17 protein-coding genes are annotated in these 17,234 nt (G+C 25.9%); 13 read left to right on the forward strand and 4 right to left on the reverse strand.

Annotated elements, in window-relative coordinates:
* Nucleotides 1–426 precede the first annotated feature (426 nt).
* The 6 genes from I4U89_RS00720 to I4U89_RS00745 all read left to right on the forward strand — a co-directional run bounded on the left by I4U89_RS00720 (nt 427) and on the right by I4U89_RS00745 (nt 5,938).
* Nucleotides 427–2,556, forward strand: a complete 2,130-nt coding sequence (locus I4U89_RS00720; RefSeq protein WP_207744093.1) for a bifunctional diguanylate cyclase/phosphodiesterase — start codon at nt 427–429, stop codon at nt 2,554–2,556.
* A 156-nt stretch (nt 2,557–2,712) separates the two neighbouring features.
* Entirely contained in the window at nt 2,713–3,336 is a 624-nt protein-coding gene (locus tag I4U89_RS00725) for a GyrI-like domain-containing protein (RefSeq protein ID WP_195937777.1), read from the forward strand.
* 207 nt (nt 3,337–3,543) lie between these two features.
* On the forward strand, nt 3,544–4,023 hold the full coding sequence (locus tag I4U89_RS00730; RefSeq protein WP_195937778.1) for an RNA polymerase sigma factor: 480 nt from the start codon (nt 3,544–3,546) through the stop codon (nt 4,021–4,023).
* On the forward strand, nt 4,016–4,786 hold the full coding sequence (locus tag I4U89_RS00735) for a hypothetical protein (protein WP_195937779.1): 771 nt from the start codon (nt 4,016–4,018) through the stop codon (nt 4,784–4,786). Before I4U89_RS00730 ends, I4U89_RS00735 begins: the two co-directional genes overlap by 8 nt.
* 93 nt (nt 4,787–4,879) lie before the next feature.
* Nucleotides 4,880–5,395 carry a VanZ family protein gene (locus I4U89_RS00740; protein ID WP_195937780.1) on the forward strand — a complete coding sequence of 172 codons (516 nt, stop codon included), beginning with the start codon at nt 4,880–4,882 and terminating at the stop codon, nt 5,393–5,395.
* A gap of 348 nt (nt 5,396–5,743) precedes the next feature.
* Entirely contained in the window at nt 5,744–5,938 is a 195-nt protein-coding gene (locus tag I4U89_RS00745) for a hypothetical protein (protein ID WP_092927134.1), read from the forward strand.
* A 190-nt stretch (nt 5,939–6,128) separates the two neighbouring features.
* Here I4U89_RS00745 and I4U89_RS00750 read toward each other — a convergent pair whose 3' ends face one another.
* Nucleotides 6,129–6,926 carry a DeoR/GlpR family DNA-binding transcription regulator gene (locus tag I4U89_RS00750; protein WP_195937781.1) on the reverse strand — a complete coding sequence of 266 codons (798 nt, stop codon included), beginning with the start codon at nt 6,924–6,926 and terminating at the stop codon, nt 6,129–6,131.
* A 329-nt stretch (nt 6,927–7,255) separates the two neighbouring features.
* Between I4U89_RS00750 and I4U89_RS00755 the strand changes: the two genes are divergently transcribed.
* The 3 genes from I4U89_RS00755 to I4U89_RS00765 all read left to right on the forward strand — a co-directional run bounded on the left by I4U89_RS00755 (nt 7,256) and on the right by I4U89_RS00765 (nt 11,036).
* The gene (locus I4U89_RS00755) at nt 7,256–8,548 is read left to right on the forward strand and encodes an MFS transporter (protein WP_195937782.1); all 1,293 of its coding nucleotides are present in this window, start codon (nt 7,256–7,258) and stop codon (nt 8,546–8,548) included.
* A 128-nt stretch (nt 8,549–8,676) separates the two neighbouring features.
* Nucleotides 8,677–9,666, forward strand: a complete 990-nt coding sequence (locus I4U89_RS00760; protein WP_195937783.1) for a PHP domain-containing protein — start codon at nt 8,677–8,679, stop codon at nt 9,664–9,666.
* 26 nt (nt 9,667–9,692) lie between these two features.
* On the forward strand, nt 9,693–11,036 hold the full coding sequence (locus I4U89_RS00765; protein WP_195937784.1) for an alanine/glycine:cation symporter family protein: 1,344 nt from the start codon (nt 9,693–9,695) through the stop codon (nt 11,034–11,036).
* A gap of 132 nt (nt 11,037–11,168) precedes the next feature.
* Here the strand turns inward: I4U89_RS00765 and mscL are convergent, their stop codons facing one another.
* Complete coding sequence (gene mscL, locus I4U89_RS00770) at nt 11,169–11,591, reverse strand: large-conductance mechanosensitive channel protein MscL (protein ID WP_195937785.1); 423 nt, start codon at nt 11,589–11,591, stop codon at nt 11,169–11,171.
* A gap of 265 nt (nt 11,592–11,856) precedes the next feature.
* Between mscL and I4U89_RS00775 the strand changes: the two genes are divergently transcribed.
* Complete coding sequence (locus I4U89_RS00775) at nt 11,857–12,777, forward strand: hypothetical protein (RefSeq protein WP_195937786.1); 921 nt, start codon at nt 11,857–11,859, stop codon at nt 12,775–12,777.
* Between the two features lie 70 nt (nt 12,778–12,847).
* Here the strand turns inward: I4U89_RS00775 and I4U89_RS00780 are convergent, their stop codons facing one another.
* Together I4U89_RS00780 and I4U89_RS00785 are read right to left on the reverse strand one after the other, a co-directional pair.
* Entirely contained in the window at nt 12,848–13,411 is a 564-nt protein-coding gene (locus I4U89_RS00780) for a Gx transporter family protein (protein WP_195937787.1), read from the reverse strand.
* A gap of 2 nt (nt 13,412–13,413) precedes the next feature.
* Nucleotides 13,414–13,812, reverse strand: coding sequence for a NusG domain II-containing protein (locus I4U89_RS00785; protein WP_195937788.1), 399 nt, complete (start codon nt 13,810–13,812; stop codon nt 13,414–13,416).
* 470 nt (nt 13,813–14,282) lie between these two features.
* On the opposite strand from I4U89_RS00785, the gene I4U89_RS00790 reads away from it, so the two are divergent.
* From I4U89_RS00790 to I4U89_RS00800, 3 genes are all read left to right on the forward strand, one after another.
* Nucleotides 14,283–15,311, forward strand: a complete 1,029-nt coding sequence (locus I4U89_RS00790) for an FAD:protein FMN transferase (RefSeq protein WP_195937789.1) — start codon at nt 14,283–14,285, stop codon at nt 15,309–15,311.
* Between the two features lie 123 nt (nt 15,312–15,434).
* Nucleotides 15,435–15,863: a hypothetical protein gene (locus tag I4U89_RS00795; RefSeq protein WP_195937790.1), complete on the forward strand. Its 429-nt coding sequence runs from the start codon at nt 15,435–15,437 to the stop codon at nt 15,861–15,863.
* Nucleotides 15,864–16,501: 638 nt separating this feature from the next.
* Nucleotides 16,502–17,170 carry a hypothetical protein gene (locus I4U89_RS00800; protein WP_195937791.1) on the forward strand — a complete coding sequence of 223 codons (669 nt, stop codon included), beginning with the start codon at nt 16,502–16,504 and terminating at the stop codon, nt 17,168–17,170.
* Nucleotides 17,171–17,234 lie beyond the last annotated feature (64 nt).

Here is a 17,234-nt window from a genome sequence, read left to right on the forward strand (position 1 = left end):
ATAAGGTAGATCAATAATAGTAAAAAATGCTAATAAATATTAAAGTGTGGGAGAGTATTTTATGAATCTAGCAATTTTGTTTATAATTTATATGGGGTGTTTTATAATGTGTTTATATATGAGCAATAAATATCAATGAATTGGGACCGATATATAGTAAAGTATCATAGTAGTTAAAATGAAATAGATAAAATTAGGTTAGTAGTAAGTTCTAAAAATTAAATAAATTAAGTTAAATACCACTTCAGAGTAATTTTTTTGAAGTGGTATTTTAATTTTGACATATAAAAGTATTAAAAAATATAGTATAATAATTAAAAATAAGAAATCTAATGTAAAAAGTTTTAAGGAATTAGAAGGGATAGTAACAACATAAGCATGAGTATATTTAATGTTAAATCAATGTTAAAGCGAATGAAGGGGATATTGTTAATAACATTAATAAGTATAATATTTATAACAAAAGTAGAAATGAATCTTTATGAAGAATCTAAAAGAAGTATATCAGAGTTTAATAGACAGATTTCGAATAAAGTATATCTAGATATATACAATGGAATGGAGAAATTAGATTATATAAATAAATATGTAAACGAAGCTATGAACAAATACAAAAACAAATATAGTGAAGACATATTTTTAAAAAATATAAATAAAATTAGTAGTGGAAGTTTATTTAAGTACATAGGTATAGTAGATATGGACGGATATATAAATATAGGAAATAATGAAAATGTATATGTGGGAGATAGAGAATATTTTAAAAAGGCTATATCTGGGAGTAACTATGTAAGTAAAATTATAGAAAATAGATTGGAATATGAACTAGATACAGTATACTCAAGACCATTAATTATAAATGGAAATATAAAGGGAGCAATTGTAGGGGTTGAACCTAAGGAGATATTAGATAAAAATTTAGTAAATAATGCATTTTCAGATAATGTAAAGGTATACATTGTCACTTCTAATGGGAGTATAGTGCTAGGGCCTAAAGAAAATTTAGGCATGTATAGAGATATAATATTAAATGTAATCAATGAAAAAAGAAATGATGGCATAGATAGTTTTGATAAATATGGAGAAAAGAATGTAATTGCTTATAATAAGGTAAAAAACAGTAATAATTGGTATGTTATATCTATAGCTCCTATAGCAAAGGTATTTACGGGAACACATAGTACGATAAAGTTATCTTTATTTACAATTATATTGGCATTACTCTTATACATAATTATTGGTACTTATGAAGATATAAAAAATAAAAAAGAATTAGAAGAAGCTAGTTATGTAGACTCTTTAACTAATCTTAGAAATTTATTAAAATTTAAATTAGATACAAAAAAGATAATATTAAATAGAGGTAAGAATGATGTTTATGCAGTAGTGACATTTGATATAAAGAATTTCAAAGCTATAAATGAATTATTTGGCTATGATAAGGGAGATAAGGTATTAAAGATGATAGCTGATAATATAAGAAGTATAGAGTTTGAAAATATTAGTGGAAGAATTGGGGGGGATATATTCGCCCTATTATTCAAAATAGAAGACGATGAAGATTTTGAAAAAAAAATCGAGTATATAAATAAGCATGTTACAAAGCAACGTCACATTAACAAAAAATTAGAATTAAATATCCATATAGGTGTATTTAAGATGAAAAAGGAATGTATTGAAATTGATAAGGCTTTAGACAATGCAAATAAGTCTAGGATAGAATCAAAAAATGTAGGAGATAAATTATACTATTTATATAATGATGAACTAGAGTACAAGATACAACAAAAGTTGATAGTAGAAAGAGACTTGAAAAGAGCTTTAAAAAATGAAGAATTTGAAATACTATATCAACCTAAGGTAGATATTAATAGTGAAAAGATAGTATCTGCAGAAGCTTTAATAAGGTGGAAACATAAAGATGTAGGATATATATCACCAAGTATATTTATACCAATAGCTGAGAAGAATGGAGATATAAATCTTATAGGAAGATGGGTTATAAAAGAAGTCTGTAAAGAAATAAAAAAGTGCAAAGTAAATAAAGAAAATATGGTTCCTATTGCTATAAATTTATCTAGAGTAGAACTTTATCAAAATAATCTAATGGATTATATAAAAAACACCATTAAGAGATATGATATTTCACCAGAATACTTAGAATTTGAGATAACGGAAACTGCAGCCTTAAATGACTTTGATTATATTAATAATAGAATAAGAGATATAAAAAGTCTAGGCATCAAGGTTTCTATGGATGATTTTGGAACAGGTTCTTCAAATTTAAGTAATTTAAAAAGGCTTGATATAGATGTTTTAAAGATAGATATGACTTTATCAATTGATATAGAGAAAGATGAAAAGACTAAGAGTTTATTAAAGGCTATTATTAATTTAGCTAAGGAGTATAACTTTGATGTGGTTTGTGAAGGAATAGAAAGTAGAGAGCAAGTAGATATACTTAGGAAGTTTAGATGTGATATGATACAAGGGTATGTTTATTATAGGCCATTAGATATATGTAAATTAAAAAAGGTTTTAAAAGAAAATAAATAGATATTTATATAAGAGAGAATCAATATACTGATACTCTCTTATTTTTTATGATAAAGATAATGTGGCCTTTTAGCTAAACACTTAATGTTGCCAATTTAAACCAAAAAGAATATATAATATTATTTAGATAGCTATTGAATAACAAAGGAGGTAAGTATGAAGCACGAGTGGAGAAAAAAAGAAAAGGAATATTACATACCAAAGCAAAAACCAAAGTTAGTAGAGATACCAGAGTTTAAATTTTTTACTATAAATGGGCGAGGTAATCCAAATAGTGAGGAATTTAGTGAAGCTATAGGAGTACTATATTCATTATCTTATGCAGTTAGAATGATGCATAAAAGTGATAATATACCAGAAGGATATTTCGAATATACAGTATATCCCCTAGAAGGATTATGGGATTTAACAGAAAAAGGAAAAGAATTAGAATATTTAGATAAAAATGAGCTAATATATACATTGATGATTAGACAACCTAGATTTGTAAATGATGAAGTATTTAATAGAGCTATGAAAATAGTAAAAAGAAAAAAGGCACATAAACTATTGGATAAGGTGAAATTTGAAAGTATTAAAGATAGTTTATCTGTGCAAATGTTACATATTGGGCCTTATGATGATGAGCCTATAACTTTTAAGATCATGCAAAAGTTTTGTGATGAAAATAATTTAAGATTAAGGACCAAAGTTCATAGAGAAATATATTTATCAGATTTTAGAAAGACCAATCCTGAAAAGTTAAAAACAGTACTTAGATACAAAGTAGAGAGAATATAAAATATGTATTTAAAAATAAAAAATAATTTAATAATATAAAATATAGGCATTTAGTTTAAAACTAGATGCTTTTTGATTGCAATTAAATTAGAAATTTAAGTTTTAAAAAATTTTAAAATAAAATGAACCATTTATTCTAACAAAACATCTAATTAGTGTAAAGCAAAGAAATAGCGCTATAATTTGCAAGGAAAGGTAGGAAGTCTATTGAATAAAAATACATTTATAGAGAAAGTTCTTGAAGCTGAACATACTTTATATCATGTTTCTAAGTCGATATTGATTTATGATCAAGATTGTGAGGATGCAGTTCAAGGAGCAATTTTAAAAGCTTATGATAAATTGAATACATTAAAAGAAGAGAAGTATTTTAAAACTTGGTTAATTAGAATACTTATAAATGAATGCTATAGTTTAAAACGTAGAGCAAGTAAAGTAGTGCCTTATGAAGAATGCATTGAAGTTTACAATGATGATAAAAAAGACTATAGTGAACTATATTTGGCTATTTGTAAATTACCGCCACGTATTCGTATTACAATAGTTCTTTACTATATAGAGGGGTATTGCGTGGATGAAATTAAAGAAATTTTAAAAATACCTTCAGGAACTGTAAAAAGTAGATTGTCAAAAGGAAGAAAACTATTAAAAATAAAGTTAAAAAATATGGAGGTAATTTATGAATAAAAAAAATTTAAATAATGTTTTTTTAGATACACCACAAAGCTTTAAAAATATGGTAAGAGATACTTTAGATAACTTACCAGAAATAAAGGGGAATAGTGAAATGGAAGATAGAAAAGCGAATAAGAAAGTATCGGCTAAAAAAAGAATTATAGCTGCTTTAGTAGCAACTATGGCATTAGGAACAACTGTATTTGCAGCAGGAAAAATATTTTCTATAGTTGGAGACTCTAGCAATATACCAATTTATACTGATATGCCAACAAATAAAGAAGTAAAAGAAGATTTTGGTTTTGAACCAAAGTTAGTAGATAAATTTAGTAATGGCTATGTATTTGAAAATGGATATACTACAAATTATGAAGGTCTTGATGAGGAAAGAAATTCACTTGAGGAATCAAAAACAATGGATTTTGTCTATAAAAATGGTGAGAATAAAATAAATCTTTCAATGCAAGAAGAACTATTAGGTGAAAAATCCAATGGGGAAACAGTGGTTGATACTTATAAAGGTATAGAGATATATTATAATGCATATAAAAATAAGCTTGTACCAGGTGACTATGAAATGACAGAACAAGATAAAAAAGATGAGGTATCTGGTAAATATGTATTTAGCTATGGATCTAAAGAAATAGAGGTAAGTGAGGTTAAATATTTAAATTGGAAGCAAAATGGTATCTACTATAATTTCCTAGTTATAGATGGTAATTTATCACAAGAGGAATTAGTTAAAATGGCACATGAAGTTATAGATACTAAGTAAAGTTTAAGTTATAATTAGATATGATAATTTATACCTACAATATAATTATATTGTAGGTATATTACGTTTAATATAAGACTAGGGGGGAATTAAATGCGCAAAAAAATAATTAATACTTTATTTATTATCGGATTTATTTTTTATACATTGTTTATTTTGTGGAATATTTTGTTTAAATATGTATCTCCATTAGAAATATTCAGTAATGATAGATTTTTTTCACAGACGCTTAATATAATTCCATTTAATGATGTGTTTAAGGGAAATTTTAACAAAATGGATATATATGGGAATGTAATTTTATTTATACCATTTGGAATATACATAAATATGATAATAAAGGATGCAAAGTTATCTAAAAGTATATGCATAATAGCTGTAATAAGCTTTATATTTGAAGTCATTCAATATATATTAGGTATAGGTGCTAGTGATATAACTGATATTATAACAAATACAATTGGTGGAATTATTGGAATTGGTATTTATATCATCATTAAAAGTATATTTAAATCTGATAATAAAGTAAAAAGTTTTATAACTATTTGTAGTACCATAGTTATGTTGATTGTCTCTATTATATTAATAGGGATATTTATATACAATTAGATTCTAGTAAAAAATATAATAAGTAAAGTTAAGTGTTTAAATATAATATTTAAAGATATAGGTTGTATAGTCTGCCATGACTAAAATGCTTATATCTTTTTTATTGACTATATTTATTAAGCTAATAAAATCTTATTCAATTAAAGAGTAAGTTTAAAAGCTAAAGAAAATTATTGAAGTAATCGCTTAGTATTATATATAATATATATTAAGAAAAATAGTTAGAATTATAATGATTAATTTGGGTATAAATTATTATAAAGAAGTAAGAATATTAAATAGTTTACAGATTCTTAATAAAAAATAGGGATATTCATATCAAATTTTAAATAAATAGGAGAAGTTAAAATGAGACCAACATATGAACAAGAAGTTAAAGCATTAGAAGAACATTTAAAAGGCTTATCTAAGGAAAAATTAGAAGAATTAGTTTACTTAGTTGACGAAAATACAGATGATAGAATGTGTATAGGTGGAGTTAATTTTTTTAAGGTTGATATTATAAGGATAGTGGAAGCACTTGAAACTAATACAGAATTGTAGGATAGTGTAAAAATGGGAGTGATTTAAAACTTCCTTTTTTATTTGTTTTATAGAAATTATAAAAATTATGAAAAAGGACTATATCTAAGTAGTTATAGCCCTATATAAAATTTAATTAACCACTTAAATTAAATTTTAATAATATACAATTATACTTCTAAATTCGTTTTATTGCTGATTAGTACAACCATTATTCAGCGATAATTATATTATGTTCTTGAGCCCTGAATTTTTCTACCAATTCTATATCAATGTTAGAATCAGTAATGATACAATCTATACTTTCAAGAGGGCAGACTGTTATAAGTGACACTTCATTAAATTTAGTACTATCAGATAAAACTACAACTTCTTTTGAACAGTCTTTCATTTTATTATGTATAACAACTTCATCCATTCTTTGGTCTGTTATACCATTTTCTAAGGAAACACCACATGTTGTTAAAAACATCATATCCAGATTTATTTTATCTAGTATAAGGGTAGCAAAATCTGAAATAAATGAATTTTCATCAGGTGTAAGTACTCCTCCTGTTGCAATTACAGTGAATCCTTTTTTATCAACTAGCTCATAAGCATTCATCAAAGAATTAGTAACTATTGTAAGGTTATTAAATTTTTTCTTTAGAACCTTAGCAAGTTCATAAGAGGTAGTCCCGGAATCTAGTCCAATTGATTGACCTTCTTTGACTAATTCAGCGGCTTTAAGAGCTATAGATTGTTTCATATCAGAATTTTGTGATTGACGAACTCTAAATGATATATATACATCATCATTATTATCATCATGTTTTACATCAGATTTAGGAATAGCTCCTCCGTGAACTCTATCTAAGTATCCTGCCTCATCAAGATATTTAAGATCTTTTCTTATCGTTTCAGAAGAGGCATTTAATTCTTTTTTTAAATCAGATGTTTTTACTATACCATCAAATTTTAGCTTATCTAAAATTATGGCATATCTTTCTTCAGCTATTATAAATACCACCTCCAGAATAAATTTAAAAATATTAACATCAAAAAATGCTGATTTAATTGGATAAAAACAATTTTAGCTTGTATATTGTTGGTATTAATTATAAATTATATATTAAAAATTTATAAAAATCCACTTATTATAGGAAAAAGTAATAAAAAATGGATAAAAAGCTATAAAATACAACATAAAAAGCTATAAAAAACAATTTAAAACAAAAAAAAACAATAAAAAACTTGTATTTACAAAAAAAAACAATTATAATTATAACCGTAACAAGAAAAGGGTAAATATATTTAGTCTTGAAAACGATTTTATAAAATTAATCATGGAGGTTTAAGATGAACGAAAAAGAATTACAAACAAAAACAAAGTATGCTTGTAATAGGTGGTTTACATTTGCAATTCTTGTACTAGGTGCAGGAACTATATTTAAGCTTAGTTCACTTAAAGATGCATTTTATATACCTATGCAACAATATATGGGATTAAATCATACTCAAATAGGTATGGCTTTATCTACATATGGGATGGTACAAACTGTTGGATTAATATTCTCAATTTATTTATCAGATAGGTTTTCTAAGAAATATATGATATCTTTCTCATTGATAGGAGTAGGGCTTGTAGGTATTTATTTATCAACATTTCCTCCGTATGCAGGATTTTTAGCAGCATTTGCTGTACTTGCTATATTCGGCGAAGTTATTTACTGGCCAGTACTTTTAAAAGCAGTTAGGCTTATAGCTACTGAAAAAGAGCAAGGTAGAATATTTGGTTTTTTAGAAGCAGGACGTGGTATAGTTGATACAATAGTAGCATTTTCAGCTTTAGCTATATTCTCAGCAATGGGTGAAAGTGCACAAGGTCTTAAGGCTGGTATACTGTTTTTCTCAGCTGTTGTTATAGTAGTTGGGATAATATCGTTTTTTACGGTTCCACATGATGAAATAAAAGAAGTAAATGAATCAGGAGAAAAAATCGGTAAAAATGCAGCTGCATTCCAAGGTATGATTAATGCTATAAAGATGAAAGAAATATGGGTTGTTGCATTTACAATATTCTCTGTATATTGTGTATATTGTGGTCTTACATACTTTATACCATTTTTAAGTGATGTATATGCTATGCCAGCAACATTAGTAGGAGCATATGGTATAATAAATCAATATGGGCTAAAGATGGTAGGAGGGCCAGTGGGAGGATTCCTAGCAGATAAAGTTACTAAATCTACAGCTAAATATATAAGAGCAGCATTTGTTGTAGCAGCAATAGCTATGACAGTAATAATATTTTTACCTCATGAATCAATGAGTATATATACTGGTATGAGTTTAACGTTAGGGTTTGGAGCTATAATATTCACAATGAGAGCAGTATTTTTCGCTCCAATGGATGAAATAAAAGTACCAAAAGAAATAAGTGGTGCAGCAATGTCTATAGGGTCTCTTGTAGGATACTTTCCATCAACATTTGCATACACTCTTTACGGAAGTATGTTAGATAAAAGTCCAGGACTACCAGGCTATAAAATGGTATTTATAACAATGGTAGGATTCTCAATTTTAGGGTTTTTTATAAGTTCTTACTTAGTTAGAGTTATAAAACGCAAGCAGACCAAAGATTCAAGATAATTATAAGAAATATATTAAATAAAAATTAAAAAAGTTTTCTATAACCTGTGGATATATCTACAGGTTATAGAAGTAATTATATATAAGATCATATAACATATATTATTTAAAATAGGAGAAAAAATAATATGAAAAATATAAATATAAATGGTTTCAAGAGAAATGGAGAATGGTTTAAAGGAAATTTACATAGTCATACTACAGTTTCAGATGGAAAATTAACTCCACAGGAATCAGTGAATCTGTATAAAGAAAATGGATATGATTTTATGTGTTTAAGTGAGCATGATATATACACAGATTTTAGAGGGGAATTAAATAGTGAAGGATTTATAATATTACCTGGAATAGAATGCTCAAGTGTATTATATGATGATGAAAATCAAAGAAAAAAAATACATCATTTACATGGTTTATTAGGAACTACAGAAATGCAAGAAAAGGCTAAGGGTAAACTTTTCAAACATATGGAAATTTTAGAACCTCTAGTGTGGGAAGGTGCTAAAACAGCTCAAGATATAGCTAATCTTATGGAAGCTAAGGGGTGTATATCGACTTATAATCACCCACTATGGTCAAGAGTAGACCAAGAAGATTTTATAGATACAAAAGGAATCTTTGCTTTAGAAATATATAATCATGGTACAGTATTAGAAAGTAATACAGGATATGATACAACTCATTGGGATACTATGTTGAGAAAAGGAAATAAAGTATTTGCATTTGCATCAGATGATAATCATAATGAGGATTTCTTACCAGATTCATTTGGAGGATGGGTAATGGTCAAAGCTGAATCTTTAGAACATGATAATATAATAAATGCATTGATAAATGGAGATTACTATTCTTCATCAGGTCCTCAAATATATGATTTTGGTATAAAAAATGGAGTTGTATATGTAGAATGTTCTCCTGTAAATCATGTTAACTTTATGTCTGGGAATGCTATAAATGGTGGTTTTTCATATTGGGGAGAGCCTAAAGAAGATAGTATTACAAGAGCAGAGTTTGAGTTAAGAGGAAATGAAACATATATAAGAATAGAATGTGTTGATAAATATGGTAAAATAGCATGGAGCAATCCTATATTTATAGATGATATAAAGTCAAAATAAATGTATTGACATTGAGAGGGAGAAGTATGGAAAATTTGGAACTTTTTTTGAGACAGCTTGCAAGTATCTTATGGGGAAATTGGTTATTATTTACCCTTTTAGCAGTAGGTTTATTATATTCCTTTGCAACAGGATTTGTTCAATTTAAAAAATTTCCGTATATAATAAATCAGACGATAATAAATCCTATGAAACAAAATTTTAAAGAAGATAAATCAAGTTCTGAGGGGTCTATAACGTCATTTCAAGCAATGTGCACAGCTTTAGCAAGTTGCGTAGGTAGTGGAAATATTATAGGTGTTTCTACTGCACTTGCATCTGGGGGAATAGGTGCAATTTTTTGGATGTGGGTAGCTGCATTTTTAGGAATGGCAACTAAGTTTGGGGAAATTATTTTAGGTATTTTATATAGAGAAAAAAATAATAGAGGTGAATATATAGGCGGACCTATGTATTATATTTCTAAAGGATTAAATTTACCTATATTAGGAAGTATAACTGCTATACTTATGACTGTTCAAATAATAGGTGGTAATCTTATACAATCTAATACTATATCTAGTGTGATGGAGAATACATTTAGCGTATCTCCATTGATAACTGGTATATTATTAGTTACTATAGTTTTTACCATAGTTTATGGTGGACTTAAAAGATTAGCAACTGTTACTCAAAAAATTGTTCCTATAATGGCTATATTTTACATATTGTTTGGCTTATTTTTAATATTAGTTAATATAGATAAAGTTCCAGGTGTATTAGAGGATATAATTAAAAGTGCATTTACATTTGAAGCTGGTGTAGGTGGTATGGCAGGTCATACTATCAAAGAAGCTATGAGATTTGGTGTAGCCAGAGGATTATACTCAAACGAAGCAGGGGAAGGTTCTGCTCCAGTAATTCATTCGGCAGCAAATGTAAAACATCCTGTAGAACAAGCTATATTTGGTGTTACTGAAGTATTTATAGATACAATTGTAATATGTACCATAACAGGATTGATTTTAGGGTGTACAGGTGTATTAAATAGTGGTGAACATCCATCTATTTTAGTAATAAATGCGTTTAAAACAATACATCCATTAATGGGGTATATTGTATCTTTAAGTTTAATTTTATTCTCATTAACTTCTCTTATGAGTCAGTGGTATTTTGGATATGTAGGACTAAATTATGTACTGGGAGAAACTGTAGCAGTTAATTTCAAATATGTTTTTCCTATATTTAGTATTATTGGAGCATTAGTTAGCATGGATATAGTATGGCTGATACAAGATTGTGCCCTTGGACTTCTTATAATACCAAATCTTTTAGCATTGATTGTATTAGTTCCAAAAGTAAAAAAAGCCACTAATGAATATTTTGCTTAGTATTAACTTAGTAAATTAAATAATATAAGTAAACTTTAATTTTTATGGTAAAAACAGTATAAATTTAAAGAATGCTATACTAAATTAATAAGTAATAAAAAAGGATAGACTTATTTTGTCTATCCTTTTTTATTACTTTTGTTTCTGTAATAAATCCTTAATATCTCTAAGTAGCAAAACTTCTTCAGGTGTTTGGGCAACATTTTCTTCTTTAGTTACAGCTTCTTCTTTTTTTCTAGTAAACTTTAACTTGTTTATAGCTTTAACGAATATAAAAATACAAAACGCTACTATTAAAAAATCAACTGAAGTTTGTAAAAAATTACCTACATTCAAAGTAACTGCAGGAATAGATCCTATAGATTCTTTTAATACAATTTTATACTCTGAAAAGTTTATTCCACCAGTAGCCATTCCAACTACTGGCATTATAATATCATTAACTAAAGAAGTGACTATTTTAGAAAACGCACCTCCAATAACAACACCAACTGCTAAATCTACTATATTTCCTTTAACAGCAAACTCTTTAAACTCATTAAAAAATTTATTCATAATATGACTCCTTATCAAATAATTGTTTATACATATTACTATATAATAATAAAACTTACAAGGAGTGAAATAATTAAAATGAAAAATCTAAGTTTATTTATTATAGAATTTTAATTATATTTAAGTATATTTTAACTATGAATTATCTAAAATCAGGATTTTTAGAAAAATAGGTAAGATTAAAACTTATTGTAGAAAACTTTTTTACTAATTAATAATAAAAAATCATATACTCAATTAGGATATATAATAGAGGTGGTATTATATGAGAAATATATTAATTAGTAAAATTAAAATAACATTAAATATTATGATTTTAATAATTTCTTTATTATTAGTAGGGTGTTCTAAAGTTGATGAAAAATCTAGAGAAAAAACAAGCACTAAGTCAAATGTATCTGCAGAAGTTATGGAAGCATCTGAAAAAGAAGATAAAGAATCAGACAAAAAAACAAATAAAGATTTGAAAAGAACAGAAGAAATTAATGAACTAAAAGAAAAGACATTATTTATAGAGAAATCTTATGACACAACTAAAGAAGGTATAGATGAGTTAAAATCAAAATCTAAAAGCAGTAAAATATACACAAATATGCAAATAGAAGGAAATGTATTATTATTACTTGAAACTGACGGAGTCATAAAAAATATACGAGTACATGAGCTAGGTGAAGAATTTATGGATGTAGGAGTTGATATAGATGTATACTTAGAAAAATATAGTGAACTTAATTATATAGAACTTAAGGATGTGATATTAGATAAAAATAATTCAATAATAATAAGATTACATGAGCCAGAAACTATACCAAATTATTGCATAACCTGGACTGATGAATTAGGTAATAAAGGGTATTATGTAGTAGCTTATGGGTTTAATAAAGACGGAACAGAGATAGAAAGAGAAAAGGTAAAAATAAATGTAGATAATAGTAAAAATGAATATATAAAAACTACTGAAAACATGAAAAATAAACTATCAGAAGAAGAGGCTATTTATTTAGTTAAAGATAAATTAATAGAAAAAGGGTTGAATGCAAAAATTAAAGTAGACCATATAGAAGGTAATAAATATGTTATACAAGTTTATGAACTTGTTGAAATAGAGGGAGAGGATTCACATATAGCTACTCTAGGGTGGTATAATGTAGATATGTATACTGGGGAAATTACAGATTTATTTTAGATATATCATTTATACATTATTAAAAACATATTAAAAAAGGAGCGAATCTCTATTTGAGATAGCTCCTTTTTTAATTATATTTTAATGAAGAATTATTATTATCCAAATTTAACCTATCTTTAAAATAAGTCAATTTTGCTAAATGGCTCAAGAGATAATTTGCAGAAAGGCCTATAAATATACCTGTAATAATACCTATTGTAGACAATACTGGAAGATATAAAAATACTCCAAAATTATTTAAAATAAGAGATGCCGCGAGTAATTGACCTATATTATGAAATACAGCAGCACAAGAACTAACTCCTATCACAGAAACATACTTACCACCTAGTTTTTTAGTAATTATAGTGGCAATGAAACTAAATATACCACCAGTAGCACTGTATAACAGTGTGGACATATTACCACCAAAGATTGCAGCTAAAAATACTCTTAATATAAGTATAGTAAAGGAATCTTTATAATTATCTAATGTATAGACTGATATTATTATAACTAAGTTTGCAAGTCCAAGTTTAGCACCAGGGGTTACAAATGGGACTGGCATCATGCGTTCAATCAAAGATAATATTAATGCCATTGATACAAGTAATGACATGTAAATCATTTTAGAAGTTTTATTTAATTTCATAATTAGTGTGATAGTATCATATCATCAGATGAACTATCTTTTTCAGCTCCTTTAATTTCAATTATTAATTCATTTGGTAGACAAATAATACTTTCACCTACATTAGATATTTCACCTTGCTTGATGCAAAGTTTATCTTTACAATTTGCTTTTATAATTTTTATTTTATTATCTTTTACTAATACGTCATTAGTACCATGTTTAGATTTTATAGTAAGAGTGTTTTCACCTTTAAAAGAAGATAAGGGTACATTATCATAAAATTTATTATTAACTTTTATACTAGCGTAAGTCGAATTATAATTTTTAGAAAGGGATTTTGAGAAAATTATACTTGGTACAAAGGATAAAATAAGTAGTGATACAATAATAATAATATCAAGTTTTTTTAAACTTTTCATAAATGATTTCTCCTTTAGGTTATTCAAAGATATTAAATCTTTATATAATTGAATTTTAAAGGATATAAAATATAAATGGCAATATAAAAAAAATATATTTTATAAAAAAACTTTTAACATGTTCAATAAATTAGAGTGTATAATCCTTTATAAGCAGGATGTTCTTTAACTGAAGAAAAATTCTAAAATTTAAAGCACTAAAAACTGAGGAAAATGAAGGGAAAAAAGAAAAACATTAATATAAATTAAATTATTAATATATAAAACTATTTTTACAACTAAATAATTGCTTAAATATTGACTTTAAAATCAAATAATGATAAATCTATATATAAAAGAAGGTATTTATGTATCGTAAAAATAAAAAAGGGTAAATGTTTTAATTGTTGTGTATATAAAAATATATAAAACGTAGTTATAATTAGAAATTATAGGGATAGTAAATATTATTATATAAGGGGAAATTAAATATGAGCAGGAAAATGATTGTTAGCACAATAATAATTTTAACTATCATTTTAGTGGGGTGTCAAAAAGAAGAGCAAGGTGAACCAATAGCAAGAACGGAAATATTTATGGGTACACCAATAACAATTACATTACATAATGGGGGTAGTAAAGAGATACTAGATAAAGCATTTGATAAAGTCTCAGAAATAGAAAACCTAGTGAGTATAAACAAAGAAGGTACAGAACTAGATAAACTTAATAAAAATGCAGGTAAATCTCCAGTAAAATTAAGTGATACTAGCTATAAAATTATAAAAAAAGCAATAGAATATTCAAAGTTATCTGATGGTGGGTATGATGTTTCTATAGGTCCATTAGTTAAACTTTGGAGTATAGGTCTTGAAGGTGCAAAGGTCCCAACAAAAGAAGAAATTAATGAAGTTAAAAAACTTATTGATTATTCAAAAGTAAAGATAAATGATAAAACAAAAGAAGTATTTTTAAGTGATGAAGGTATGATGCTAGATTTAGGAAGTATAGCAAAAGGATATGCTGCAGATGAACTTACAAATTTACTAAGAGAAGAAGGCGTTAAAGAAGCAATAATAGATTTAGGTGGAAATATATATGCTCTAGGAAATAAAGAAGGAAATAAAGATTGGAAAATAGGTATCCAAAATCCGTTTAGTGATAGGGGAAGTGTAGTAGGGTCTATAGAAGTAGTTAATAAATCCATAGTAACAACAGGTGTTTATGAAAGATTCATAATAGAAAACGATATTAAATATCATCATATACTAAATCCTAAAACTGGATATCCATATAAAACTGAAATAGCAGGCGTATCAATAATAGCTGATTACTCAGTAGATGCAGATGCTTTATCTACATTAGTTTTTACAAAAGGACTAGAAGATGGATTTAATTTTGTAGAAGGCTTAGAAAATATAGACGCAATATTTATAACTAATGATAAAGAAGTATATATAACAGACGGGATTAAGGGAAAATTTAATATAATGGATGATGATTTTAAACTTTGTAATTAGAAAAGTATTTATTATAAAATTTTGTGAAAATTTTTAATACTGCCTCTTTTTTTTAGTTTGTTTACAATAAATTGCATAGGGTATAAAAAATTATACAAATCAACTTTAGGGGGAGGTCTTTTTATGAATTACCAATTACAGCAAGTTCAAGTAATAAAAGCACTTGAAGAAAGAGGATTAGATAATATATTTACTATTTCAAGGGAAACTTCTAAAAGTGTACTTTTCCAAGCTAAACAAACTTTAAAGAATGGTGATTGTATTATATCTTTAAGTTTAAATGGTGGTAACTTAGCTCCTATATATTATTGTATAGGTAAATTAAATAATCTTCATAAGAAGAATGACTTATTAAATCTTATTAATGTTTTTAATGAAGAAAATTTAGTACTTAATTTCTTCTTACATGATGATAATACAATAATGGCTAGAATCACTTACATATCAAATGAAAAAAACTTTAATGCTTATGATTATGTATCTCTAATTGAAGTAGGCTTTAAGTCTATAGAGGATAATTATTATGATAAAATAATGGATGTTTCAAAATAATAATATTATTAAAAGACTAATATAAAGTTTAAAACTAAATATTTTAATAAGCTAATGATTTTTTAAAATTATGTAGCTATAAAAATAGTAAAATATAACTCATATATTATATTGTTATTAACAATGTAGTATATGAGTTATATTTTTGAAATTTATATCAAAACAGTAGAATGCTTTGAAGTTAATTTGATGTATTTTAAAGGTAGAAAACCAATCACTAGAAATACTAGAGGCAAAATTATAAAAAAGAATCTTAATTTAAGAAACTTAGAAAACTTGTAATTTTGAGAAATAAATATCATTTATATAATAAAACATTATAATTATTTTGTGTATTTATATATAAATTTAAAAATTCTATAAAAATACTCGTAGCCAGTATCATCATCTAAATAGTTAAAAGCATATTTTAGCATATCATAATATGAACGACCAATACCATGGACCATTATTATAGTGTTATCAGTTTCTTTATTAGATTTTATAATAATATCTAATAGAACTTAAACTATTATGTAGTAATATTTATATATTTTCGATATGATAAATATTAAGTTTAACTTATTTAAATATATATATTTGTATAATCTGTAGTATTAAGTTCATAATACGGATAAAAAGAAAAAGGAGATTTGTAATTGATAGATATAAATACGCTTTATCTAGACTCAAAAAAATCTATAAAATCATACCGAGAATATAGAGAAATAAGTAAGATACTAAATGATAAAATATTTGACTACCTAGAAACAACTCAAAAAGGACTAAATGATATTAATATAATGGGATTACTTAAAAACAATAGAGTATATTTAAATAAGAATATAGAGTTTGACTACTGCCATGACTTTATATTATACGAAAAAACTCTAAATAATAAAAGTGGAGTAGATTTATTTCTAGAAAATCACAAACTAGAAGAAAAATCAGAAATAGAACTTATAGAATCAATGAAAAACTCAAAAACTTCTCTTTATAAAGTAATAGATATAGACAAAAAAGACTTTAAAATTAAAGTAGAAGATACAAAGACTAAAGAAACAATAAATATAACAGATATATCTCTTTCAAGAACCTTGGATAAAGGCTATTTGGTATTTACAAGAATAATAAGTTTAGGGGATGTAAATTTTACATCGGGAATGGTTATGTTATTTAATCTTGATCATATAGATTTTTTAGAAAGGGCAGCAAAAAAGGAAATGAAAAAATTAAATATAGAAAATGAAAGTGTTAAAAGATTTATAACATATTTTTATTTATCCAGGCAACATGGTCACAATATTACACTAGCATCTACAACATAATATTATAAAATTGATACTATATTAAAACATATTCTAAGAACTAAAGCATTTGTCAGTTTATGTT

Origin of the sequence: Romboutsia sp. 1001713B170131_170501_G6 (assembly GCF_015668195.1) — a bacterium.
In the GTDB taxonomy this organism is placed as follows: Bacteria; Bacillota; Clostridia; order Peptostreptococcales; family Peptostreptococcaceae; genus Romboutsia_C.